The sequence below is a fragment of the Microbacterium dauci genome, from assembly GCF_030065535.1.
GTDB lineage: Bacteria > Actinomycetota > Actinomycetes > Actinomycetales > Microbacteriaceae > Microbacterium > Microbacterium dauci.
Genome location: NZ_JASJND010000007.1, coordinates 270,260 through 291,399, shown reverse-complemented (window position 1 = coordinate 291,399; position 21,140 = coordinate 270,260). Strand labels below are relative to the sequence as shown.

The 21,140-nt window shown below is 68.4% G+C and carries 28 protein-coding genes and 1 tRNA gene; 3 read left to right on the top strand and 26 right to left on the bottom strand.

The features are described 5' to 3' along the window. From QNI14_RS12890 to QNI14_RS12815, 16 genes are all read right to left on the bottom strand, one after another. Nucleotides 1–381, bottom strand: a complete 381-nt coding sequence (locus tag QNI14_RS12890) for a hypothetical protein (protein WP_283717022.1) — start codon at nt 379–381, stop codon at nt 1–3. After that, nucleotides 381–785, bottom strand: a complete 405-nt coding sequence (locus QNI14_RS12885; protein WP_283717021.1) for a hypothetical protein — start codon at nt 783–785, stop codon at nt 381–383. The genes QNI14_RS12890 and QNI14_RS12885 overlap by 1 nt, the downstream gene beginning before the upstream one ends. A gap of 55 nt (nt 786–840) precedes the next feature. Beyond that, entirely contained in the window at nt 841–2,538 is a 1,698-nt protein-coding gene (locus QNI14_RS12880) for an SGNH/GDSL hydrolase family protein (RefSeq protein WP_283717020.1), read from the bottom strand. A 2-nt stretch (nt 2,539–2,540) separates the two neighbouring features. Further along, nucleotides 2,541–2,918 (bottom strand): hypothetical protein, encoded by a 378-nt coding sequence (locus QNI14_RS12875; protein ID WP_283717019.1) that lies wholly within the window; start codon nt 2,916–2,918, stop codon nt 2,541–2,543. 2 nt (nt 2,919–2,920) lie between these two features. Next, entirely contained in the window at nt 2,921–3,241 is a 321-nt protein-coding gene (locus QNI14_RS12870; RefSeq protein ID WP_283717018.1) for a hypothetical protein, read from the bottom strand. 6 nt (nt 3,242–3,247) lie between these two features. Further along, the gene (locus QNI14_RS12865; protein ID WP_283717017.1) at nt 3,248–5,023 is read right to left on the bottom strand and encodes a head maturation protease, ClpP-related; all 1,776 of its coding nucleotides are present in this window, start codon (nt 5,021–5,023) and stop codon (nt 3,248–3,250) included. Further along, complete coding sequence (locus QNI14_RS12860) at nt 5,016–6,227, bottom strand: phage portal protein (protein WP_283717016.1); 1,212 nt, start codon at nt 6,225–6,227, stop codon at nt 5,016–5,018. The genes QNI14_RS12865 and QNI14_RS12860 overlap by 8 nt, the downstream gene beginning before the upstream one ends. A 92-nt stretch (nt 6,228–6,319) precedes the next feature. After that, a complete protein-coding gene (locus QNI14_RS12855) occupies nt 6,320–7,774 on the bottom strand; it encodes a hypothetical protein (RefSeq protein WP_283717015.1) in 1,455 nt (484 codons plus the stop codon). After that, nucleotides 7,710–8,081 (bottom strand): hypothetical protein, encoded by a 372-nt coding sequence (locus QNI14_RS12850; protein ID WP_283717014.1) that lies wholly within the window; start codon nt 8,079–8,081, stop codon nt 7,710–7,712. Before QNI14_RS12850 ends, QNI14_RS12855 begins: the two co-directional genes overlap by 65 nt. A gap of 99 nt (nt 8,082–8,180) precedes the next feature. After that, a complete protein-coding gene (locus QNI14_RS12845; RefSeq protein ID WP_283717013.1) occupies nt 8,181–8,864 on the bottom strand; it encodes an HNH endonuclease in 684 nt (227 codons plus the stop codon). Then, a complete protein-coding gene (locus QNI14_RS12840) occupies nt 8,857–9,063 on the bottom strand; it encodes a helix-turn-helix transcriptional regulator (RefSeq protein WP_283717012.1) in 207 nt (68 codons plus the stop codon). Before QNI14_RS12840 ends, QNI14_RS12845 begins: the two co-directional genes overlap by 8 nt. Continuing rightward, the gene (locus QNI14_RS12835; RefSeq protein WP_283717011.1) at nt 9,060–9,662 is read right to left on the bottom strand and encodes a class I SAM-dependent methyltransferase; all 603 of its coding nucleotides are present in this window, start codon (nt 9,660–9,662) and stop codon (nt 9,060–9,062) included. The genes QNI14_RS12840 and QNI14_RS12835 overlap by 4 nt, the downstream gene beginning before the upstream one ends. Continuing rightward, entirely contained in the window at nt 9,659–9,790 is a 132-nt protein-coding gene (locus tag QNI14_RS12830) for a hypothetical protein (RefSeq protein ID WP_283717010.1), read from the bottom strand. The genes QNI14_RS12835 and QNI14_RS12830 overlap by 4 nt, the downstream gene beginning before the upstream one ends. Further along, on the bottom strand, nt 9,787–10,047 hold the full coding sequence (locus tag QNI14_RS12825; RefSeq protein WP_283717009.1) for a hypothetical protein: 261 nt from the start codon (nt 10,045–10,047) through the stop codon (nt 9,787–9,789). Before QNI14_RS12825 ends, QNI14_RS12830 begins: the two co-directional genes overlap by 4 nt. After that, on the bottom strand, nt 10,044–10,688 hold the full coding sequence (locus QNI14_RS12820) for a helix-turn-helix domain-containing protein (RefSeq protein WP_283717008.1): 645 nt from the start codon (nt 10,686–10,688) through the stop codon (nt 10,044–10,046). Before QNI14_RS12820 ends, QNI14_RS12825 begins: the two co-directional genes overlap by 4 nt. A gap of 23 nt (nt 10,689–10,711) precedes the next feature. Next, a complete protein-coding gene (locus QNI14_RS12815) occupies nt 10,712–10,900 on the bottom strand; it encodes a DUF6397 family protein (RefSeq protein ID WP_283717007.1) in 189 nt (62 codons plus the stop codon). Nucleotides 10,901–11,001: 101 nt separating this feature from the next. On the opposite strand from QNI14_RS12815, the gene QNI14_RS14130 reads away from it, so the two are divergent. Then, nucleotides 11,002–11,307, top strand: a complete 306-nt coding sequence (locus QNI14_RS14130) for a helix-turn-helix domain-containing protein (RefSeq protein ID WP_430539286.1) — start codon at nt 11,002–11,004, stop codon at nt 11,305–11,307. Here QNI14_RS14130 and QNI14_RS12810 read toward each other — a convergent pair. The 7 genes from QNI14_RS12810 to dusB form a co-directional block, all read right to left on the bottom strand. Continuing rightward, nucleotides 11,269–11,341, bottom strand: a tRNA-Asn gene (locus tag QNI14_RS12810). The genes QNI14_RS14130 and QNI14_RS12810 overlap by 39 nt on opposite strands. Before the next feature lie 61 nt (nt 11,342–11,402). Continuing rightward, nucleotides 11,403–12,170: an ATP-binding cassette domain-containing protein gene (locus tag QNI14_RS12805; RefSeq protein WP_283717006.1), complete on the bottom strand. Its 768-nt coding sequence runs from the start codon at nt 12,168–12,170 to the stop codon at nt 11,403–11,405. Nucleotides 12,171–12,228: 58 nt separating this feature from the next. Next, nucleotides 12,229–12,618 (bottom strand): hypothetical protein, encoded by a 390-nt coding sequence (locus QNI14_RS12800; RefSeq protein WP_283717005.1) that lies wholly within the window; start codon nt 12,616–12,618, stop codon nt 12,229–12,231. A gap of 109 nt (nt 12,619–12,727) precedes the next feature. Continuing rightward, nucleotides 12,728–13,204, bottom strand: a complete 477-nt coding sequence (locus QNI14_RS12795; protein WP_283717004.1) for a DUF2975 domain-containing protein — start codon at nt 13,202–13,204, stop codon at nt 12,728–12,730. A 59-nt stretch (nt 13,205–13,263) separates the two neighbouring features. Then, nucleotides 13,264–15,117 (bottom strand): DNA primase, encoded by a 1,854-nt coding sequence (gene dnaG / locus QNI14_RS12790; protein WP_283717003.1) that lies wholly within the window; start codon nt 15,115–15,117, stop codon nt 13,264–13,266. Then, nucleotides 15,117–16,508, bottom strand: coding sequence for a deoxyguanosinetriphosphate triphosphohydrolase (locus QNI14_RS12785; protein WP_283717131.1), 1,392 nt, complete (start codon nt 16,506–16,508; stop codon nt 15,117–15,119). Before QNI14_RS12785 ends, dnaG begins: the two co-directional genes overlap by 1 nt. Continuing rightward, the gene (gene dusB / locus QNI14_RS12780; RefSeq protein ID WP_283717002.1) at nt 16,480–17,643 is read right to left on the bottom strand and encodes a tRNA dihydrouridine synthase DusB; all 1,164 of its coding nucleotides are present in this window, start codon (nt 17,641–17,643) and stop codon (nt 16,480–16,482) included. Before dusB ends, QNI14_RS12785 begins: the two co-directional genes overlap by 29 nt. 63 nt (nt 17,644–17,706) lie before the next feature. Here dusB and QNI14_RS12775 point away from each other — a divergent pair, with 63 nt between their 5' ends. Then, entirely contained in the window at nt 17,707–18,201 is a 495-nt protein-coding gene (locus QNI14_RS12775; RefSeq protein ID WP_283717001.1) for a glutathione peroxidase, read from the top strand. A gap of 59 nt (nt 18,202–18,260) precedes the next feature. Here QNI14_RS12775 and QNI14_RS12770 read toward each other — a convergent pair whose 3' ends face one another. Next, nucleotides 18,261–18,935: a DsbA family oxidoreductase gene (locus QNI14_RS12770; protein WP_283717130.1), complete on the bottom strand. Its 675-nt coding sequence runs from the start codon at nt 18,933–18,935 to the stop codon at nt 18,261–18,263. A 71-nt stretch (nt 18,936–19,006) separates the two neighbouring features. Between QNI14_RS12770 and QNI14_RS12765 the strand changes: the two genes are divergently transcribed. Next, the gene (locus QNI14_RS12765) at nt 19,007–19,573 is read left to right on the top strand and encodes a P-loop NTPase family protein (protein ID WP_283717000.1); all 567 of its coding nucleotides are present in this window, start codon (nt 19,007–19,009) and stop codon (nt 19,571–19,573) included. Nucleotides 19,574–19,575: 2 nt separating this feature from the next. Here the strand turns inward: QNI14_RS12765 and QNI14_RS12760 are convergent, their stop codons facing one another. Both QNI14_RS12760 and recO read right to left on the bottom strand, forming a co-directional pair. Beyond that, nucleotides 19,576–20,382 carry an isoprenyl transferase gene (locus tag QNI14_RS12760; RefSeq protein WP_283716999.1) on the bottom strand — a complete coding sequence of 269 codons (807 nt, stop codon included), beginning with the start codon at nt 20,380–20,382 and terminating at the stop codon, nt 19,576–19,578. Next, a complete protein-coding gene (recO, locus tag QNI14_RS12755; protein WP_283716998.1) occupies nt 20,379–21,107 on the bottom strand; it encodes a DNA repair protein RecO in 729 nt (242 codons plus the stop codon). Before recO ends, QNI14_RS12760 begins: the two co-directional genes overlap by 4 nt. Nucleotides 21,108–21,140 lie beyond the last annotated feature (33 nt).

The following is a 21,140-nucleotide window of genomic DNA, read 5'->3' as shown; positions in this document are numbered from 1 at the left end:
TCAGAGTCCTTTGATCTTGTGGAGGGTGAGGTCGATGTACCGCCGGTAGAGCGGCAGCCACGTCGGCTCGGACTGCTGAGCACCGAGCGACGCGAACGGATTCGGACGGATGTTTCGCTTGGGCCAGCCCCAATGGATGGGGCCGGCGTAGCGGACCTTCGTGTTGTTTCCGATACGGACGATCGCGGCCGTCTTCGTGCCGGCCGCGCGGATCGTCGCGGCGAGCCGGCCCGACACGGTCGGGACGAGCTGGCGGGTCCGCGTCGCCGCGATCCCCGCCGCCCGGCCGTGAACGAACTTCAGGTCGTTGAGGTTGTCGCCGGCAGCACGGAGACTCTTGCGGAGCTGGCGCCCGCCCTCGACCCCGTACTGCGCAGCCATCAGACGAGCTCGCCCGGCGTGGGCGCCCCGATGAGGGGGAACTCGAGGTCGTTGGTGTTCTTCTTCTTGACGTCGCCGCCGATCCCGATCGGGCGGATGCGGACGGTGCCGGAGTAGTCCGTGCCGCCGTCGTTGTTCGGCGTCCACACGAACGGCATCTCCTTGCCGGCGTTCGCGATCGCGAAGTTCTGGAGGCTGTCGAACTCGAAGTTGTCCAGGATCGTGCCGGTGAGTGCCCACGTCGTGGTGTCCTCCCCCGCGACCTCGGTCCCGTCGAGCACGGCCACGGGGTCGTCGCTCGAGGTCGACGGGACCAGGGCCGTCTTCGTGAGGTGGCCGGCCCACTCACGTTCCGATCCGGTCTCGCCGATCTTCAGCGAGCCGGGGCCAAGGGTGCGGGTCATGGGGTCTCTCCTTCTGTGTGCTTGATGAAATGGACTATGTGCGTTCGATTGGTGGCTACTCGGCGCGCTCGATGAGTAGGCCGAGGAACATCATGTCGCCGGGGTAGGTGTCGGCGGCGGTGCCCGCGTTGCGGTAGAGGCGGAAGGCGCGTGGTCGGCCGTCTGCGAAGCGCTCGGCGGTGTACATGCGGGTCGCGCGCACGGCGTTCGTCGTGAGGATCGTGACCGTCTGGTAGTCGCCGGTCGTGAGTCCAGCCGGGACGGTCCCCGATGCGTTCGCGTTCATGCTCGATGTCACTCGGCCGTGGTCGAGGCGGAAGACCAGCGCGTCGCCTGCGGTGCCGTCAGCGGCCTTGTTCCACAGCACCCACACGTTGGCGGACTTCCACGTCGGCGGGATGTCTACGAGCGCCACCACACCCTCGGGCGTGGTCGGGTCGAGCGCCATGTATGGGAAGCTCAGCCCGGTCACGCCGACTGTCGGTGAGCCGGTGGACGGGATGAACGTGTACCCCGGCACGAAGATGCGATCTTGCCGGGCAGGGGTGCCGCGCGGCGTCGGGTCGGCCGCGCGCTTGAAGTAGCGCTTGGCCGCCTCGAACCACACAGCCGACCCTGCTGCGTTCGGGTGGAAGTTGTCCGACGCGAGCAGTGCGGAGTAGTCGCCGTAGTCGATGAACGCCTGTGTGGCGTCGATCAGCCCGAAGCCCTCCGCCGAGGCGACCGCACGCACGTCGGCCACGCGCGCCAGGTGGTTCGCTGCGCCGGTCTCACCTGGCGAGATGGGCGGCTGGGCTGCCCACACGTACTCGGCGCTGGGGAACTTGTTCATGATCCAGCGGGCGAGTTCGAGCACCTGGATTCGATAGGTGGCCGAGGTCGAGTTGTACCCGAACGAGTTGATGACTGTTGTCGGCTCGACGGGGATCATGGCGTTGAATCGCGCCACCGACGTGATCGGGTAGTCGTAGCCCGCGCCGGGGTGGGACCCGTTGTACACGGTCAGCGTGCGCGTCCCGGTGCCCGTCTGGATGGTGGCGAGCGCGCCGTATCCCTGCGTGGCGTCGTCCCACAGGTAGTAGCGGATCGTGTAGGCGGGGAACTGCTGTCCGAGCCACACGACGAGGCGGTAGACCCATTCGGTCGTCTCGTTACCCGTCGAGTCGCCCAGCACGGCGAGCACGGCGTCAGCCGCACCACGCGCCATGACGCTCGTCAGACCGTTGGCCTGACCTCGGGCGAGGCCGACCGTAGCCGTCTCCACCTCGTCAACAATCGTGCGCGATAGCTCAGGCGCGGAGAGGCGACCTTCCCCGGTCAGCTCTTCGAGAGCAGCGACCTTGCTCGCGACAGGGGCGAGCGATTCTGCGACCAAGCGCAACTCCGCTAGAGCGGCCTCCCATGCGGCGATCGCGTCGCTTCCCGGACGAGTGTCGAAGGTCTCTGGGTCGACGTCGGGGAGGTTCTTGAAGTCGATCGCGGCGCCGGCGGGGATGCTCGTGTACCGGTACAGGGGCGCGACGCCGGCGATGTGGGGGTCGATCGTCCAGCGGATGCAGTAGCGGCCGTCGGTGGGCGGCACGCTGATGTCTGCGAGGTCGCGGATCGTGACGGGGCGTGCGAACACGACGTCGGCGCCGTCGATGACGGTGGCGGGCGCGTGGCGTGCCCAGCGCTGCAGCGTGACGGTGACTGTCGCCGCGCTGGGCGCGGGGAGGTCGTCGGCGAGGCCGCGGAGCCTTACGAGAGTCATCGTCAGTCCAGGTCGTTGAGGGTGAGTGTGTAGGCAGGGATCGTCTCGCCGCGCAGCGGCTGGAATCCGCCGGGTTCGCCGGTGGCGAGGTTGATGCGGCCGGCGAGGACGTCGATGATCTGGTCGATGCGCTCCCACGCGGCGAGGTAGTTGTCTGCGGGGCCGGCGACGACGTGCAGCTCGTAGGCGGTCTGGACGTCGCCGAACGGGCCGTCGAACGTGAGGCGCGGCGCGGCGACGAGGACGACGCCGTGTCGTGCCGCTGACTCGACGTGCTTGCTGTCGAGCGTGCTGAGCACCTTGGGGAGGTCGGCGGCGTCGAGCGCTGCGCGGATTTCGTCCACGAGCTGCTCGGCGCGTTCGATGCGCGGGGATGCCACGGTCAGAGTCCCATCACGAGGTACCGGCGCAGCAGCGGGTACGCGGCGGTCATCGGGTCGCGGTTGATGCGGAACGGCTGCGCCTCGACGCCGCCCAGCTCGACGACACCGTTGCGGCTCGCCTTGCGGTAGTAGAGGTCGGCGCCCACCTCGAGGATCGCCCGCGCCACCACCGGCGCCGGAACCCCGAACGGGTTCTCGGCGCCGCCGATGAAGTCGTGGACCATCTGCGTTGCGAGGGTCTTCGACTCACCGGCGAACTCCACGTCGTCGCCGACAGCGTCGACGTACCACGTGAGTTCGGTGGGGGCGGATTCGGGCATGGTGGATCAGGCCGCCGGGGTGATCTCGACGGCCTGGATCGCGTCGGGGAACTGCGACGCGGCTGCGAGGTAGCCGTACTGCGAGACGGCCTCGGTGAGGTTGACGATGTTCTGGTCCTGGAGGCGGCGGGGCGCGCCCGGCGACTCCCAGGTGGTGATGCCGAGCCGGTCGTGGAACTCGAGCGTGTTGTCCGGTGCGCTGGGCAGCAGCTTGAACTGAACGCTGGCCAGGTCGCCCTTCACCTCGCGCAGGTCGAGTTCGCCGACCTGGTTGGTGCCGGTCCCCCAGACGCGCATGAGGCTGTTGCCGTTGGTGTCCTCGAGGCGGATGAGCTTCTTGAACACGTCCTTGGAGACGTAGCCGCCGTCGAGGTTGAACGAGAGGTCGTCGAACAGGCCGGCGGCATCGACGATGAGGTCGAGCCAGTCGTATGCGGTCGCGTTGGCCGCGATCGACAGCTCGGGGGCGCCCTCGAGCTTCGTTTCGATGATGCCGAGCAGCAGGTCGCGCACGACCTGCTCGGTTGCGCGCGCGTACTCGAGGTTCATGGCCGTGTAGCCGGTCGACAGGTATGCCTCGCTGCCGCGCTCGATCTGCTGCTTGGTCCATTCGGTCCAGCCGCCGTACGTTTCGACGGGCGTCGTGTCGGACTTGAGGCTGATCTTCCCCTTGACGAGGTTGTCGCCCTCCGCGGCCTGCTTCGCGACGGCGATGCTGTTCGTGTTGAGCTGGAGGTACTCGAGCGTCATCCCGGACTCGGGCAGCGGCAGGATGCTGAACTCGTTCATCACCTTGCGCTGGCGGCGGAGCAGGTGGATCGCGTCGCGGACCCACGTGTTGGGCTGCTCGTCGTCGGCGGTCGTCGAGCCGGTGTAGGCGGCCTGGCGCTCGAGGAACGCCTGCGCCTGGTCGTCGCCGGCGGCGAGGGCCTTGATGAAGTGGCCGAACGAGGCGAACTGCGGGCCGCGGTCGGGGGTCGCGGAGCCGAGGCCGGCGAGGCGGGTCTCGAGGACGCGGCTCTGCGCGTCGGCGTGATCCTTGAGCGCCTGGTCGAGGTCGTCGCGCGTGATTTCGGGCATGGTGTTTTCCTTTCGGGGTGACGCCATCGCGGCGACGGGGATGGGTGCGGATGCCGCGGCGCGGCCCGCGTGGGCGTACATGGACAGGTCGAAGAGGTTCGAGGCGTCGGTGTCGTCGTCCTCGGTGGTGGTGTCGAGGCGGTCGGCGAGGCCGGCGTCGACGGCTTCCTGGGCGCTGTACCAGGTCTCGGCCTTCATGCGGTCGCGCCAGTCGGCGGCGTCGCCGCCGGCCTTCGCGGCGTACATGGCGGAGATGTTCGCGCTGATGCGGTCGAGGTCGTCGCCGGCGGCGCGCATGTCGGAGGCATCGCCGATCGCGTAGCCCCATGCCTCGTGGATCATCAGCTCGCTGTTCTCGGCCATGATGACCTCGTCGCCGGCGCAGGCGATGAAGCTGGCAGCGGATGCGGCGATCGCGTCGACGGTGACGACGATGCGGGCCGAGTGGCTGCGGAGCGCGTTGCGGATCGCGATGCCGTCGTAGACGTTGCCGCCGGGCGAGTTGATGTAGACGTTGATCGTGTCGACGTCGAGCGCGCGAATCTCGGGGACGAGCGCTTCGGCGTCGACGCCGCTCCACCAGCCGCCGATCGCGCCGTAGATGTGGAGGTCCGCGGCGCGGTCCTTGGTCGCGATGTTGTAGCGCGACTCGATGCGCTTGGTGAGGGCGGCGAACCGCTCGCGGGAGGTGGACTCAGGCACTGATCGGCTCCTTGGGCGCTGCGGGCGTGGGTTTGCGGTTGGCGAGTTCGGTGCGCTGCTCGTCGGTGAGGGGCGTCATGCTCTCGAGCGCCCGCACCTCGTCGACGGTCGCCCATCCGGTCTGCGGGTTGAGCGAGAGCGCGTGCGCCTCGTACCTGGTCTTGGTGTCGGTGCGCAGCAGCGCGTCGACCTTGAAACGGGCTTTCTGGCCGCGGGGCAGCAGGTCGGTGAGCGCCTGCTCAATCTCGCGCAGCGACTTCATGAGGCCGAACCGGACGTACCCGATCCATTCCTGCTCGACGTTGCTGTAGGTCTCGCTGTTGCCCTCGACGGCCACGAGCATGATCGACGCCGGCGCGCCGATGAGTCGGGCCATCTGGATCGTCGAGTACTGCTGCGTCTCGAGGAACTGGACGTCGGACGGCTTGAGGAACAGGGGCGTGTACGACAGTCCCTTGCCGAGCACGCGGAGCCGCTCGGAGTTGTTCTTCTCGTCGTCGCGCGGCGTGCCGTCCTGGTTGCGGCCGTACCAGACGTGCTTGTACTTGTCGGCGTCGCCCGGTGCCAGCTCGGCCTCGGTGCTGAGCACGCCGTCGGGGATGCTCGAGTCGCTGAGCCACATGGCGCCGTAGTCGCGGGCGTCGAGGGCGCCGCGGACCTCGATCTGCGCGGCCTGGATGGGACCGAGGCCGCGGCGCATGCCGGGGATGCGGAGTAGCTGGAGGTGCTTGACCTCGTCGCGCTTGAGGGTGAGTCCGCGCCAGCCGAACGTGATCGTTTCGCGGTTCTCCCGGTCGTACTCGACGTTGACGCGGACCTCGTTGGGGTTGAGGGCGACCAGGTTGATGACGCGGCCGGCGCCGTCGCGGATGATGCGCCAGAACGCGTTGCCGTCGATGTAGAGCGAGGTGACGGCGTATTCGATGAACGCGGACTGGCTCTCGTCGACGTCGGGCTGCTCGACGAGCGGCGGCGTCTTGATCGCCTGGCCGTCGCGCTCGACGGCGATCGAGAGCTGGCAGGCGGCGGTCGCGTGAATCTGGATGCCCCGGTAGACCGTCGAGAGTGAGAGGGCACGTTCTGTCGTGACCGCCGTCTGCCGCTCGCGTGCCGGCGGTCGGACGTCCCCGGCGTACTCGGGCGATTCGGCCATGTAGGCGACGAACGCCGCGAGCTGCTCGCGGACCTTTGACCAGAACGACATGCCGGCCAGCGTGGCGATCGCGGCCCGTTGGGGCCAAGCTTCGTGATGCCGAGCGATATCCGGTGATATCTCGTGATATCCGGTGATACGCGTCAGCCGAGCTGCATCGCCATGATCGGGGGCAGGTGGTGGACGCCGTACGAGCCGAGGCTGGCCGACTCGAGCGCGCTGATCGACCCGACGGACGCGCGCCGGCCGAATAGCCATGTGCCGTCACCGGCGAACCGCTTCGTGGCGAGTTCGGCTGCGGACTCGAGCTTGTCGTGGGGCTTGTATCGCCACGTCGGGCCAGCGGGGTTGACGATGCCGGCGACGGTCGCCTGGGTCGCCGCGATCGCGTCGGAGAGGGTGAGCGGGATCAGCTCGAACCCGTCGCGCTCAGCCTCGTCGTGCAGGGATGCCGAGGGGCCGTGCGGGTCGATGATGAACCCGGCGTCGGGGTACTTCGCGCGCAGCTCGCGCAGCTTGTCGATTGCGCCGTAGGTCGAGTCCATCCAGCCGCCCTTGACGACAGCCGAGAGCGTGCCGGCATCGTGGAGCTGCGTCGCGGTGATCGTGGTGTCGACGCCGTCGACGCCGACGGCCGCGGCGAAGCACACGCGGCCGGGGGCCGGCGGGGTGTCGTCCTTGAACGCCGCGGCCTTCCACGGGTCGATCGGGATCACTCGCTCGGTGGCGCCGGTGCGCCGGTTCCCGAACGCTCGAGCGAACTCGCCGGGAGAGTCGGCGAACTCGGCCCTGAACGCCTCGAGTCCTTCGCGGTCGAACAGGTACCCGGCGCCGGGGTGGCGAGCGTAGATGCGGTCGAGGTTGAACGGGTCGTCGTCGGGGAGGATGCCCCAATCGAAGAACGCGATAGTGGGGTCGGGTGTGCTGCTGCGCGCCTCGTCCAGCATGGCGTTGAGCGCGGTCGATTCGACGGTGCCCTCAGTGGAGAAGATCCAGGTTTGCGGGCGCTGGCCGGTGACCATCTGCCGTGTGAGCTTCGTCGCGCTGAACGACTGCCGGAGGATCGCGTACTGCTGGCTCGTCCAGTACCAGAACTCGTCGAGGCTGACCTTGTCGGCTTGCTTGCCGTCCAGCGCTCCCTCGACGGGCGGGAACGGGCGGAACTTGCTGCCGTTGACGAACGGGAGGCCGGCGGAGCCGTTCGATCGACGGGCGCGGGGCGCGAGCTTCCGGATGCCGCATTGCTCCCAGAGCTCGACCATCTCGAGGAACTTCTCGGTGGCGTGCTGGCCGCTCTGCGCGGTGTACCAGGTGCGGCGGTTGCGGCCCATGAGGGCGTTCTGAATTGATGCCGCGAGGTCCATCGTCGTCTTGCCGGCCTGCCGGGGCACGGTGATGAGCACCGTGGAGTAGACGAACAGGCCGCGGTCGTCGACCTCGAGGGCGACGTCGGCGGCGTACCGCTGCCACGGCAGCAGCGGTTGCCCCATCTCGGCGGCGACGGCTGCGAGCTTCGCGCCGTGGGTGCGCCGGCTATAGTCCCTCGCCGTCGCCTTCCGGGGCGGCGTCAAGTTGGGCGGGAGCAGCAAGCGCGTCAAGGAGTCGCCTCATCTCGGGGGTCAGGTGGGAGTCGTCGGGCGTCTCGTCGTCGGTGGCCGGCTCGAGCTGCTGCATGATCGCGATGAGCTGCGCGACGTCGTTCGCGACGGACCGGCCCTTGGTGTTGCCGCGGTCGATGCTGATCGCGAGCTGGATCGCGGCTTGCTTGAGCGTGCGGAGCGTGCCGACGAGCGGGCGCGTTTCCTCGAGTTCGCGGAGCGCCATGCGCGTCTCGCTCTCGGTCGCACCCTGCCCGTAGCTGCCGGCGGCGGGCGCGTCGAGGCCGGGCAGCGTTTCGCCGGTCATCCTCCGCGCTCGCATTCTTTTTTTCTGGCCCGACCTGGGGAGATGAGGGTCGGTCGCGGGGCTTCCTGTGATGCGCGGTGTCGGAAAAGCGGCATGAGGTCACCAATCAGGCGCAGACGAGGCCTCGACGGGCATCGGCTTGGTGGCAGGGGTGGCCTCGGGGTGCTGCGCGTACCAGCGATCGATGATGCGCAGTGCGACGGGCGAGCGCATGGTGCGTGCTCGCTGCTCGACGATGGTGCGGCCTGGGTCGATGGTCTCTACGTGCCAGCGCAGGGCGGTGTACTCAGCGAGCTGTGCTGCGCTGGGCATGGTGTGGATGATCCACACGGTGATGCGATGGGGCAGGCGGGTAGCGGCGTTGATCGCCGCCCGGCGTGCTGCCTGTGTGACGCGCTGTAGGTGCTCGGGGTAGTCGACGGATGGGTCAGGTTCGGTGGCGCTGAGCGCGTGCGCGAGGGCGTCAAGGTCGACGATGATGTCGTGCTGCTTGGCGCGCTCAGCGATCCAGTGATTCTTGCCGGCCGTGGGCGGACCGGTCACGATGACCACGGATGCCCCATAGCCGGCGATGACGCGATCCTGGCGCTTCGAGTTGCACGAGCGGCAGGCCGGTCGCAGGTTCTCGAGCACGTCCGAGCCGCCGTGGATGAACGGCACGACGTGATCTTTGGTGGTCGCGAGGCCCGTGCAGCCTGGCAGCTTGAGCCAGCACCGTGTGCCGTAGGTCTCGAGGACGAGCTGCGTCAGCTTGGCAGACGCGCGTCCTCCGCGCTTACCCACGAGGGGCATCCCGGCGAGCAGCGCACCAGGCGTGCACGTCGGCCCAGGCGTAGCGCACCTCACGGCCGATCGTGACGAACTTGGGGCCGTTACCCTCGCGGCGCATCTTCCGAAGCTTCTGCGTGCCGGCCTTGCCGAGCTGGAGCCATTCGGCCACCTGCTCGGGGGTGGCCCAGGCGCGGCGGGTGCTGTCGGTCATGCGTGGACTCCGAACGCTGCCATCGCAAGCTCGAGGCCTTCCTGGGGCACCACGGCGTTGCGCATCGCCTTGCGAGCGTCGCCGACCACACCAGCAGGGATGGGCGGCAGGCCATAGGACTCGGCGTACTCGCCGGCGACGGTCTTCGGTGACAGCGGGATGACGTGGACGCGGGTGAGCATCGGCGGCGGATTGTTCGTCCAGTAGTAGTGCCGGTCGGTCACCACGTCGGGTTCGACAAGCGGCGCGTAGTACGTGTGCACGTTCTCGACGACGAACGGTACGCCGAGAGCGCGTAGGTGGTTGACCTCGTCCCATAGGCGGGGGTCGGGGTTCAGTTCGCGGCCGTAGCGGGACGCGACCACCTTCGCCAGCTTCGAGTGCGTGGGGCAAGGCGGCGAGGACCACACGGCGTCGAACTCGTGGGCGTGCGCGAGCAGGTACTCGTGTGCGTCGACGACGAGCACGGTGTCGTTTGGGTAACGGCGCGCGTACTCGGCCGCGACGCGCGGATCAATCTCGAGCGCGGTCACCTTCCACTCATCCGGCCACAGGTGGCGGTTCCCACCGATCCCGGCGTAGGCGTTGAGGACTCTCACGACGCCACCACGATTCCGATGCACATGAACGCGAGAGCGAAACCGAATGCCGCTGCGCCGAGGATCACGCTCAGTAGCTCGCCGTTGGTCTCGATCCACGGTCGCGACTCGTGCTGCTGGCTGGTCATCGCTGCTCCCGTCGCTTCTGCACGCCTGCGAGCACGACGCGCGACTCGACGACGAACGCCTCGGCGGACTCCGTCCATGCCTCGTCGCGCCGTACGAGCGCGTCGAGTGCGCCTGCGACGTGGTGGACCTCGTTGAGCATGTCCAGGTCGCGGATGCTCACTGCGAGCAGCTGCTCGAACTTCACGTCGTCGCGGAGGCGAGCGAGATCGTCGGTGACGTTCACTTGTGCGGCTGTGGGGCGGTTCTCGTCGGTCATGCGATTTCTCCTTGCTCGTTCGCCCGTTCGGGCTTCTCGTGGCAGTGCGAGCACTTGCCCGCTGCGCTCATCTCGTGCTGCTGGGTCTTCCAGTTCGCGGGGCACCGATCGTCCGACCAGACGAGCGTCAAAGCTCGCGCGCGATCACTTGGCTTTGTCTCAGGAAGATGAGTAGTAGTTGGTAGGACAGGTTTGGGCCGCATGGGTGCGGCCCCCCCGGGCCGCGTGGATGCGACGGGGCCGCATGGGTGCGACGGGGTCTGACCGGGCCGCATGGGTGCGGCCCCCTCCCCCTCGTCGAGGCCGTCGAGCTGCTCGGGATCGAGGTCGAGAATGTGCTGCTGGGATGCCCTCGTGCGGTGCTGCGAGCTGCGGTCGCAGTCCGGCGGGCACTTGAGCAAGAAGTCATACCGATTGGGGCGCTCGTGTGACGCGAAACGCTCGTCGCCGCCCGCCTGGACGTGCCGGCGCACCTCGCCGAGCTTCTCCAGATCCGCGATCGCGCGCTGCACCTGGGAGCGGCTGCAACGCCCGTACTTGGCGAGGGTGGTGACCGCCGGCCACGCGCCGCCGTCGCCGCTGTGGTTCGCGATGCCGAGCAGGATGACGAGCGTCGTCCCCTTGGCGCGTGAGTGGTGCATGGCGATCGCCGCCGCTTCGAAGCTCACTCGGTCGCCGCCATCGCTGCCACGTCGGCAGCGTCGAACAGAAAGTCGCCGCGGTACCGGTCGAGGCGCTGCACCGGCTCGATCCGGCCGGCCTTGACCCATCGGGTAAGGGTGGATCGGTCGACGTGCAGCAGGCGAGCCGCTTCTGCACTTCCAATCAGGTTGGGCTGTGTCACAAGTGACACATTGCACTACCTAGCGCCCAGACTCGGACATTGCACCACTTAGCGGCGTGTCGCGTTTCGCCTCTTTGCACTAGATAGCGCGACGTGCCAATATCAGCGTTATGTCGATGGAACTCGCCCTGGACCCGAAGTACACGATGGACTTCGCCGAGCGTCTCTCATTCGCGCAGCGCCGGTCGGGCCTGGGCGTGCAGGAGATTGCAGATCGGCTCGACGTCTCACGCAACGCCGTGAGCACCTGGATCAACGGCCGGAACAAGCCGCGTCCGCGCGACCTCAAGGCATTCGCGCTGCTCACGGGCTACCCGGTGCTGTGGCTGGAAACAGGAGAAGCCCCGCACGGTGGCGGGGCTCCTACTGGTGGGTCGCTCCCCGGCTTGGACTCGAACCAAGAACCTATCGGTTAACAGCCGATTGCTCTGCCAATTGAGCTACCGAGGATCAGTCACCCGCGAGCGGGCAACTTGACTATCGTAGCAAAGCCCATGGGGTGCTCACGACATCAGCCGGCGATCGACGTCGCTTCGTCGGGCGTCCACTGCATGTCGTCGATGCTCGGCCCGATCCCGATCGTGTGGCCGGCGCGAAGGACCAGTACTGCGGCGCCGAGGTCGGTGACGAGCTCACGCTCGTTGGTCACGGCGACGATCGCCATGCCGTCGTCGCGGCGACGGACGAGGGCGTCGCGGACTGCGGGTCGCACGTCGACGTCGAGGTTCGCGTACGGCTCGTCCGCGATCAGCACCGCCGGATCCAGCACGAGGCTCCGCGCGATCGCGACCCGCTGCCGCATGCCGCTGCTCAACTCGTATGGGTACCTCGCTGCCGCCCCGATCGGCAGGTGCAGCTCGTCGAGCAGGTCGGCGATCCGCAGGTCGAGCGCACGCTGATTCACCTTGCGATCGCGCGTCGTGATCGGCTCCGCGACGATATCGGCGACCGTCAGCTGCGACTGCAGCGCCGAGTTCGCGCCCTGCGCGAGATGTCCGGTGCGGTACGTGCGGATGCGACGCGCGCGACCGCGAGCCCTGAGCGGGATGCCGGCGACCTCGGCGACACCGCCGACCATCCGCACGTCGCGCGGCTCCGTACCCGCGAGCGCGGCGGCCAGGCTGGACTTGCCCGACCCTGTCGCACCCATCACCGCGATCGCCTCGCCGGGCGCCAGACGGAACGAAACACCGTCCACGACCCGCATGCCGGCAGAGCCGCGAGCCACCGAGAGGTCGTCGCAGAGGACGGCGGCTTCGGGATCGGTCGTTCGCACCATGTCTTTCATCCTGCCTGGTTTCGCCGGGCTCGTCAGCGCGCGCCTCACGACGTTGTGACTATTTGCGATTGACCCAGACATTCTGGGAGAGCATCTCCCGACCCTCACCGCTCCGGTAGTTGAACTCGGCGCTCACACTCACGGCAGGACCGAGCCGCACCGACACGTGGTCGTGTGCGCAGTCCGTGCTCTGCCACACATCACCGACTGCCAGCGTCAAACAGAGGGTGTCACGATTATCGGCTCCGAGAGCGAAGTACACGTCGTACCCGTCGGCCACCCCGACGTACCGAAGCGTTGACTCGTCGATCGCGTCGCCTGCCCCGTCGAGGACGAACGCCGGGCGATCGGCGGCTGTTTGCTCGCGCGCGAACTCGGCCGGCGCGCAGCCCATCAGCAGGAACACCGCCGCGAGGAGCGCGGGCGCGCACACGCGTCGTGCGGTCATGCGTCCGCCCACCGCTCTGCGTGGCGCGCAATGAGGCATGGCTCCCAGCGCGGAATGTCACCCGACTGGCACTCGAGGATTCGGCAGATCGTATCGACCACCACCGGCATCACACCACCTCTGCCATCTGCTCCTCCAGCAACGTCGCCCGACGCAGCAGCTCGCGCATGACGGAGATGATCAACACGAGCCCGATGATCACCACCAGGAGAAGCGCTCCGACCAACACGACGAAAGGGCTTCCTGCTCGCGCGTCCCCGATCACGAACAGCCCCGTCACGACGACCACCCCCGCTGCACCGACCGCAGCGACGATCGCGTTCACCCACCTGAACGACTTGTCGTCGAAGACCGTGTCTTCCGCGACGAAGGTGAGCAGGCGCCACACGCACACCAACACGACCTCTCCACACGCGAGCAACAATCCCGCGAGCAGAATGCCGGGTGTCTCGAGGGCAGCGAACTCCGGCGCAGTCCGCGCGAAGCCCGACGCGATCATCGGGACCACCCACACCTGGCACACCACGAGCGCCGCGAACAGCGCCAAGACGATCACTTTCGTCGCCGAAACCAAAGGAGAGCGCATCTGCTGCCTATCGTTCTTCGATGTTTGACTATCGAAAAACGATACACCCGAGCTCGATGTCAGTCGAGTGTCGCGAGCACGCGCCGATGCTGATCGAGTTCACGCAGCGCGACACGAACGCGCCGACCCTCCTCCGAATCGGCAGGCACTCGCTGCACCGCCCCGAGGAGCTGCGCCTTCTCCTGATCGATCGCCCGCAGCCGCAGCCGACGGCACAATGCGAACGCCGATGCCTTCGCCTCAGCCTCGGTGAGCGCGGGGAACGACGACGTCAGGAGCTCCGCCGACAGCGAGCGGTACGGTTCGCGCGTGGCATCCACCGCCGCCGTCGACCACCCCACGCGCGTGCGATCAGGCTGGGCCACGATCGCCTGCCGGACGGCGTCGAGGGCTGGATGCTGCATGGGCAACGCGAGGGCTGCGTCGACCTCCGCGGCGTCGATCGTGTGCCCGTACTGCAGCACGCCCATCAGGGCATCGCGCTCGAGAACCACGGCCGCCGAATGCGGGAGCGTCGCCAGCGTCACCCGCACGGACTCGACCGGTGCGCCCGGCACCGGATCGACCGGCGGCGACGCGTTGTCACGAGACGCACGGCTCCCCCGCGCGGTGCGTTCGACGGCGGGTGTCACCTCGCCGAGGTCCATCCCGAGCTTGCGGGCGAGCACTCGCGTGTATCCAGGCCGCAGCGACGGGTCGCGGATCTCCGCCACGATCGGCGCTGCTGCGCGCAGCGCCCCGACGCGACCTTCGACGCTGCCCAGGTCGAATCCGGCGAGCTTCTGGTCGATGACGAACTCGAACATCGGCGCTTTGGCGTCCATCAGGGCGCGAACCGCACCGTCGCCGCGGTTGAGGCGGAGGTCGCACGGGTCGAGCCCGTCTGGAGCGACTGCCACATACGTCTGCGCGGCGAAGCGCTTCTCGTCGGCGAAGGCGCGGAGCGCCGCCTTCTGCCCCGCGGCATCCGGGTCGAAGGTGAAGATGACCTCTCCCGACGCACTGTCGTCGCCCATCACTCGACGGAGCACCGAGATGTGGTCGGACCCGAACGCGGTGCCGCACGTCGCGATCGCGGTCGTGATCCCTGCGAGGTGGCACGCCATCACGTCGGTGTAGCCCTCGACGACCACGACGCGGTGCGAGCGTGAGATGTCCTTCTTCGACAGATCGAGGCCGTACAGCACCTGCGCCTTCTTGTAGATCGGGGTTTCGGGGGTGTTCAGGTACTTCGGACCCTGGTCGTCGTCGTAGAGCTTTCGCGCGCCGAATCCGATCGTCTGCCCGGTGAGGTCTCGGATCGGCCAGACGACACGCCCGCGGAACCGGTCGTAGACGCCGCGCTGCCCCTGCGACACGAGACCCGCCGTGGCGAGCTCCTCGTCGCTGAACCCCTGTGCGCGCAGGGCATCGCGCATGTTGTTCCACCCCTTCGGCGCGTAGCCGATGCCGAAGTGGGCCGCAGCCCCCGCATCGAAGCCGCGCTCCCCCAGGAATCGGCGGCCGGTCTCTGCTTCGGGGCTCGCGAGCTGCGAGCGGAAGTACTCCGCCGCGGCGGTGTTCGCCTGATACAGCCGCGTGCGACCGCTCGTCTCGGGCGCAGGACCGCCGTCCTCGTAGTGGAGCGTGTACCCGATCCGACCGGCGAGCCGCTCCACCGACTCGGTGAACGTCAGGTGGTCCATCGCGCGGAGGAACGAATAGACGTCACCCGATTCGCCACAGCCGAAGCAGTGGTAGTACCCGACCTGCGGGCGTACGTGGAAGCTCGGGCTCCGCTCGTCATGGAACGGGCAGAGCCCCTTCATCGAGCCGACACCGGCCGACTTCAGCGCGACGCGCTCCCCGACGATGTCCGCGATGTTCGTCCGGGCCTTCACCTCGTCGACGTCGGACTGTCGGATGCGCGCCATCAGAGGCCTTCGATCGGCTCGGGCAGCGCGAACCCGGAGGATGCCACGACCCGTGAGCCGTCTGGCCAGAGGCCCAGCTCGCGCAGATCGACCGGACCGACGAGGGCGGAGTGCCACTCGATGGCGAACCGGTCGGTGAGGGTTGCGACTTGGTCGACGACGACGCGCTTGCGCGCGGCATCCGTCTGGGCACGTGCGAAATCGACGGCGTGGATGCGGTCGAGATGCTCCGGGCGCTCGAGAAGCGCTGACGCGAGTCGCTTCAAGACCCGGCGCTGCTCCTTGTAGAGCCCCTTACGGCCGTCGATCGAGACGACGAAGGCGCCGATCGTGCCCTTGAGCACCGCCATCTCGGCCTCGATCACGCGAGGCACGATCATGCGCCCACGGTAGCGGGTCAGTGCAGGCGTGTCGTAGTGCTCGCGGGTGGCTGCCGTCGCCGCTCGCGCGAAGCGGCCGATGAAGTCCGACGTGAGGTTCTTGAGGTGGCCGACCGAGGCGCGGGTGCCGTCGAACTCGGTCATCCACTCCGGGAGGCGCACGAGACGATACAACGCGTCGGCGAGCTCGTCGCGGCTGAACCCGAGCCCCACCCACGACTGGATCGCGGTCAGGAGCGACTCGCGCTCGCGCGGGTCGGCGAGGCGACGCGGGTCGAGGTAACCGTTGAGGACGGCATCCTCGAAGTCGTGCACCGAGTAGGCGATGTCGTCGGAGAGGTCCATGACCTCGGCCTCGATGCAGCGCACGCGGCCCGGCGCACCCTGCCGCATCCAGGCGAACACATCCTCATCCTCGGCGTAGACGCCGAACTTCTGCCGACCGCCCGGGTCGGGGATCGCGTGCTCCTCGGTCCACGGGTATTTGCAGGTCGCGTCGAGGCTCGCTCGCGTGAGGTTCAGGCCGACGCTCTCGCCGCGGTCGTCCTGCACCTTCGGCTCGAGTCGCGCGAGGATACGCAGCGACTGAGCGTTGCCCTCGAACCCGCCGATGTCCTCGGCCCAGTCGTTGAGCGCGCGTTCGCCGTTGTGGCCGAACGGCGGATGACCCAGATCGTGGCTCAGGCACGCAGTGTCGACGACGTCGGGCGAGAGCTCCAGGGCGATCGCGAGTTCGCGACCGACCTGCGCGACCTCGAGCGAGTGCGTCAGGCGGTTGCGTGCGAAGTCGGCGGGGCTCGCAGGGCTCAACACCTGCGTCTTCGCGGCGAGACGCCGGAAGGCGGCGGAGTGGAGCACGCGCGCGCGGTCGCGGGCGAACCCGTCCCGCTGGGATCGGTGCTGCTCGGGGTGGAAGCGTTCGGCGTCGCGGTCGTCGTATCCGGCGGGGCGGCCCGGCGCGATACCGACCCCGCTCGCCAGCTCAGCCGCCACTGGTGTCGAGCTCCGCATCGGCGAGGGCGCACGAGGCATCTTCACCGAGCTCACGGGAGTCCAGCCAACCGTCGGGCAGAGCGGGGCGCTTCGGCGTGCCGGCGCGGCCGCGCTGGCCCTCGGCCGCGGCACCGGGGTACGGCGCGGCGAGGTCGAGCGTGCCGAGCAGGTCGTCGATCTCGTTCAGGCTCGACGCCGTCGCGAGGCTCGCGCGCAGGTCGCCGCCGACCGGGTAGCCCTTGAAGTACCAGGCGACGTGCTTGCGGATATCGCGGCAGCCACGGTCCTCGTCCTCGAAGAACTCAACGAGCAATTCCGCGTGGCGGCGGAACGCGCCGGCGACGAAGCCGAGCGTCGCGTCAACGGGCTCACCGGCATCGCCGGTCGTTCCGAGCGCTCGGGCGAGGTCGCCGAACAGCCAGGGGCGACCGAGGCAGCCGCGGCCGACGACGACGCCGTCGCAGCCGGTCTCGGCCATCATGCGCTCGGCGTCCTCGGCCGACCAGATGTCGCCGTTGCCGAGCACCGGGACGCTCGTCACGGCTTCCTTCAGCTTGGTGATCGCCGACCAGTCGGCGGAGCCGGAGTAGAACTCGGCGGCGGTGCGCGCGTGCAGCGCGACGGCGGCGACACCGGCATCCTCCGCGATCCGACCGGCGTCCAGGTAGGTGAGGTGGTCAGCGTCGATGCCCTTGCGCATCTTGATCGTCAGCGGGATGTGCTCCGACGCCTTCGCGGCACGCACGACGATCTCGCGGAAGAGGTTCGTCTTCCACGGCAGCGCCGAGCCGCCGCCCTTGCGGGTCACCTTCGGGACCGGGCAACCGAAGTTCAAGTCGATGTGGTCGGCGTGGTCCTCGGCGACGATCATGCGGACGGCAGCCTCGACCGTCGCAGGATCCACACCGTAGAGCTGGATCGACCGCGGCGTCTCGGACTCGTGGTGGCGGATGAGACGCATCGTGGTGGCGTTGCGCTCGACCAGCGCGCGCGTCGTGATCATCTCGCTCACGTAGAGCCCGGCACCGTACTCGCGGCACAGTCGACGGAACGCCGTGTTGGTGATCCCGGCCATCGGCGCGAGCACCACGGGCGCGTCGAGCGTGATGGGCCCGATCTTCAGGGGCGCGGGAGGAGCAACGGTCGTGGACATATCCTTCACATTCTCCCAGACCCCCACGACCTCCGGCGTCGCCGCCGCGCCTATCGTGGAGACATGGCTGAGACCGCTGCACTGCGAGAGATCCCGTTCACCGCCGCCGACGGCACCGAGACGTCACTCAACGCCCTCGGCGACAAGACGTTCCTCGTCGTCAACGTGGCATCCAAGTGCGGCCTCACGCCGCAGTACGAGCAGCTCGAACAGCTGCAGAAGACCTACGGCGCGCAGGGCCTGCAGGTCATCGGCTTCCCCTGCAATCAGTTCATGGGGCAGGAGCCGGGCTCGATCGACGAGATCCTCGACTACTGCGCGATGACCTGGGGCGTCAGCTTCCCGATCATGGACAAAGTGAAGGTCAACGGCTCGGGCGCCGCGCCGTTCTACAAGGCGCTCAAGAAGACCCCGAACGCCGAGAAAGCCAAGGGACCGATCATGTGGAACTTCGAGAAGTTCCTCGTGACGCGCGATGGTGGCGTGCACCGATTCCGCCCGCAGACCAAGCCCGACGAGCCCGAGGTCATCGCCGCCATCGAGGCCGCGCTCGCCTGAAATGCACGCAGCGAAGGCAGCGTTCCTCATGTGGAACGCGGCCTTCGTGGTCTCAGAACTCAGGAAGCGGATGCCGCGGCGCGCTCGCCCCACACCTGACGGGCGATCTGCGCGAAGGCTGCCGGCGGCTGCGCGCCGCTGACGCCGTACTTGCCGTCGATCACGAAGAACGGCACACCCTGGATGCCGTAGGCGGTCGCCTGCGCCTGGTCGGCGCGGACATCCGCGAGGTGACGGTCGCTCTCGAGCGCCTCGCGCGCGGCATCCGCATCGAGTCCGACCTCGGCAGCCAACGCGACGAGGTCGTCGACGCGACCGACGTGGCGGCCCTCGGTGAAGTAGGCGGCCATGAGCCGCTCGGACATCTCGACCTGTTTGCCGTTCGCCTTGGCGAAGTGGATGAGCTCGTGCGCCTTCACGGTGTTCGTGTGCTGGAGCTTCTCGAAGTGGTACTCGAGGCCCGCGTTCGCGGCGACGCCGGTGACATGTTCATGCATCTGCGCTGCCTGCTCACGGGAGATGCCCTTGTGCTCGGCGAGGAAGTCCGAGATGTCGCCGTCGAAGTCGACCGGCGTGTCGGGCGAGAGCTCGAACGAGTGGTAGGTCACCTCGACCTTCGGGGCGTCTGCGTCGCCCGTCGTCTCGGCGAGGCCCGCCTCGAGGTTCCGCTTCCCGATGTAGCACCACGGGCAGGCGATGTCGCTCCACACGTCGATCTTGATTGCGTCCGTCACACCGAGTGCAACGCGGATGCCGCTCACGTATTCCGACCGGCGCATCGGCTGCGGCGATCTACGCTGGCGACATGCTCTCGGCGCATGATCCACTCCCCCGCGCGCCTCGCCGCGTCGTCATCGCCGGGACGACCGGCGCGGGAAAGTCGACGCTCGCCCGTCGGCTCGCGGCGCTCTGGTCAATGCCGTACACCGAGCTCGACTCGCTCTATCACGGTCCGAACTGGACGCCGCGCCCGGAGTTCCTCGACGACGTCCGGTGCATCGCTTCAGGCGAACGCTGGGTGTCGGAGTGGGGTTACTTCAGCTCCGGCGGCGGTCAGATCCTGGGTGCGCGGGCCGACCTCGCCATCTGGCTCGACCTGCCGCGGTCGGTCGCCCGCACCCAGCTGTTCCGCCGAACGGTGCGGCGTGGTCTGACACGCGAACTGCTCTGGAACGGCAATGTCGAACCGCCACTCTGGACCGTCTTCCGCGATCGCGACCACATCTTGCGGTGGGAGATGCGAACGCACGACACCTGGAAGCAGCGGATGCCGCGGGTCGCCGCCGAGTACGGGCTCACCGTCGTCCGATTGTCGAGCCGTCGCGACATCGCGGGCTGGCTCGCGGGTCCGGCTTCAGTCGTCGTCGCCTGAGGTCAACCGGCGGTCGGCGTGTCAACGGCTCCGCCGAAACGACGGTCGCGAGAGAGGAACAGCTCGATGGCGCCCCACAGGTCGGTGCGCGAGAAGTCGGGCCACAGCGTGTCGAGGAAGACCATCTCGGCGTACGCGGCCTCCCAGAGGAGGAAGTTCGACGTCCGCTGCTCTCCGCTCGAGCGGATGAACAGGTCGACGTCGGGCATGTCCGGCACGTACAGGTGACGGCGCAGGAGCTTCTCGGTGATCGCCGACGGCTTCAGGCGCCCGGCGGCGATCTGCTCCCCCATCGCCCGCATCGCGTCGATGAGCTCGTGCCGCCCGCCGTAGTTGACGCACATCGTCAGCGTGAGCGTGTCGTTGCCGCGGGTGAGCTCCTCCGCGTATTGCAGCTCCTTGATGACCGAGCCCCACAGTCGCGGCTTCCGGCCCGCCCAGCGCACTCGGACGCCCCACTCGTTGAGCTGATCGCGACGGCGGTGCAGCACGTCGCGGTTGTAGCCCATGAGGAAGCGCACTTCCTCGGGCGACCGGCTCCAGTTCTCGGTCGAGAACGCGTACACGCTGAGGTGCTTCACGCCGGCCTGTACCGCACCGGCGACGACGTCGAGCAGAACCTCCTCGCCCGCACGGTGCCCCTCGATGCGGGTGAGGCCGCGGCGATTCGCCCAGCGGCCGTTGCCGTCCATCACGATCGCGACATGGTTCGGCACGCCGCCCTTCGGGAACGCGGGCGGGTACACGCCGGTCCAGTCGAGCGGGCGGTAGGGCACCGCGTCGCGGTGCGTGTACGGCTTCGGACTCACCGAGGCGCCTCCAGATGTGACAGCGAGCGGATGCCGCGCTCGAGGTGGAACTGCGCATAGGCCGAGATGAGGCCCGAGGAGGCGGCGGAGGCGCCGGCCGATGCGGCATCCACCACATCCCACTCCCCCGCGAGCAACGCGCGGAGGAGGTCGCCGGTCTCCGGTGCCATGCGCGCGGACCCCGTCGGTGCGCACGAGCTGCATACGACGCCGCCGAGCTGCGCGACGAACCACTCGTGCGGACCCGGCGCGCCGCATCGAGCACACGCCTGCAGCGACGGCGCCCAACCTGACAGCGACATGACACGCAGCAGGTAGGAGTCGAGGACCGACCGCGACGCGTGCTCGCCGCGAGAGAGTGCCCGGAGCCCGCCGAGGAGCAGCAGGTACTGCTGCGGCGTCGCCTCGGACTCGTTCAACCGGTCGGCGGTCTCCGCCATCGCGGATGCCGCGGTGTACCGCTCGTAGTCGGGCACGATGTCGGCGCCGTAGGCACCGAGCGACTCGGCCTGCTGCACGATGTCGAGCGAACGCCCCTTGTAGAGCTGCACGTCCGCCACCATGAAGGGCTCGAGCCGCGCGCCGAACTTCGATGACGTGCGACGCACGCCCTTCGCGACCGCGCGGATCTTGCCGTGGCGACGGCTGAGCATCGTGACGATGCGGTCCGCCTCCCCCAGTTTGTGGGTGCGCAGGACCACGACTTCATCGCGGTAGGTGGGCACCATCCGATTATCCCGCGCGCAGGGGACAATGAA

Bases quoted from the DNA above. Each gene is read 5' to 3' on its own strand.
- QNI14_RS12805 (WP_283717006.1), bottom strand. From the start codon at position 12,170: ATGGTGCGAACGACCGATCCCGAAGCCGCCGTCCTCTGCGACGACCTC.
- dnaG (WP_283717003.1), bottom strand. From the start codon at position 15,117: ATGGCGCGCATCCGACAGTCCGACGTCGACGAGGTGAAGGCCCGGACG.
- QNI14_RS12800 (WP_283717005.1), bottom strand. From the start codon at position 12,618: ATGACCGCACGACGCGTGTGCGCGCCCGCGCTCCTCGCGGCGGTGTTC.
- QNI14_RS14130 (WP_430539286.1), top strand. From the start codon at position 11,002: ATGTCGATGGAACTCGCCCTGGACCCGAAGTACACGATGGACTTCGCC.
- QNI14_RS12765 (WP_283717000.1), top strand. From the start codon at position 19,007: ATGCTCTCGGCGCATGATCCACTCCCCCGCGCGCCTCGCCGCGTCGTC.
- QNI14_RS12850 (WP_283717014.1), bottom strand. From the start codon at position 8,081: ATGACCGGCGAAACGCTGCCCGGCCTCGACGCGCCCGCCGCCGGCAGC.
- QNI14_RS12775 (WP_283717001.1), top strand. From the start codon at position 17,707: ATGGCTGAGACCGCTGCACTGCGAGAGATCCCGTTCACCGCCGCCGAC.
- QNI14_RS12820 (WP_283717008.1), bottom strand. From the start codon at position 10,688: ATGCACCACTCACGCGCCAAGGGGACGACGCTCGTCATCCTGCTCGGC.
- QNI14_RS12785 (WP_283717131.1), bottom strand. From the start codon at position 16,508: ATGCGGAGCTCGACACCAGTGGCGGCTGAGCTGGCGAGCGGGGTCGGT.
- QNI14_RS12830 (WP_283717010.1), bottom strand. From the start codon at position 9,790: ATGACCAGCCAGCAGCACGAGTCGCGACCGTGGATCGAGACCAACGGC.
- QNI14_RS12890 (WP_283717022.1), bottom strand. From the start codon at position 381: ATGGCTGCGCAGTACGGGGTCGAGGGCGGGCGCCAGCTCCGCAAGAGT.
- QNI14_RS12880 (WP_283717020.1), bottom strand. From the start codon at position 2,538: ATGACTCTCGTAAGGCTCCGCGGCCTCGCCGACGACCTCCCCGCGCCC.
- dusB (WP_283717002.1), bottom strand. From the start codon at position 17,643: ATGTCCACGACCGTTGCTCCTCCCGCGCCCCTGAAGATCGGGCCCATC.
- QNI14_RS12885 (WP_283717021.1), bottom strand. From the start codon at position 785: ATGACCCGCACCCTTGGCCCCGGCTCGCTGAAGATCGGCGAGACCGGA.
- QNI14_RS12860 (WP_283717016.1), bottom strand. From the start codon at position 6,227: ATGTCGTTCTGGTCAAAGGTCCGCGAGCAGCTCGCGGCGTTCGTCGCC.
- QNI14_RS12870 (WP_283717018.1), bottom strand. From the start codon at position 3,241: ATGCCCGAATCCGCCCCCACCGAACTCACGTGGTACGTCGACGCTGTC.
- QNI14_RS12825 (WP_283717009.1), bottom strand. From the start codon at position 10,047: ATGACCGACGAGAACCGCCCCACAGCCGCACAAGTGAACGTCACCGAC.
- QNI14_RS12840 (WP_283717012.1), bottom strand. From the start codon at position 9,063: ATGACCGACAGCACCCGCCGCGCCTGGGCCACCCCCGAGCAGGTGGCC.
- QNI14_RS12795 (WP_283717004.1), bottom strand. From the start codon at position 13,204: ATGCGCTCTCCTTTGGTTTCGGCGACGAAAGTGATCGTCTTGGCGCTG.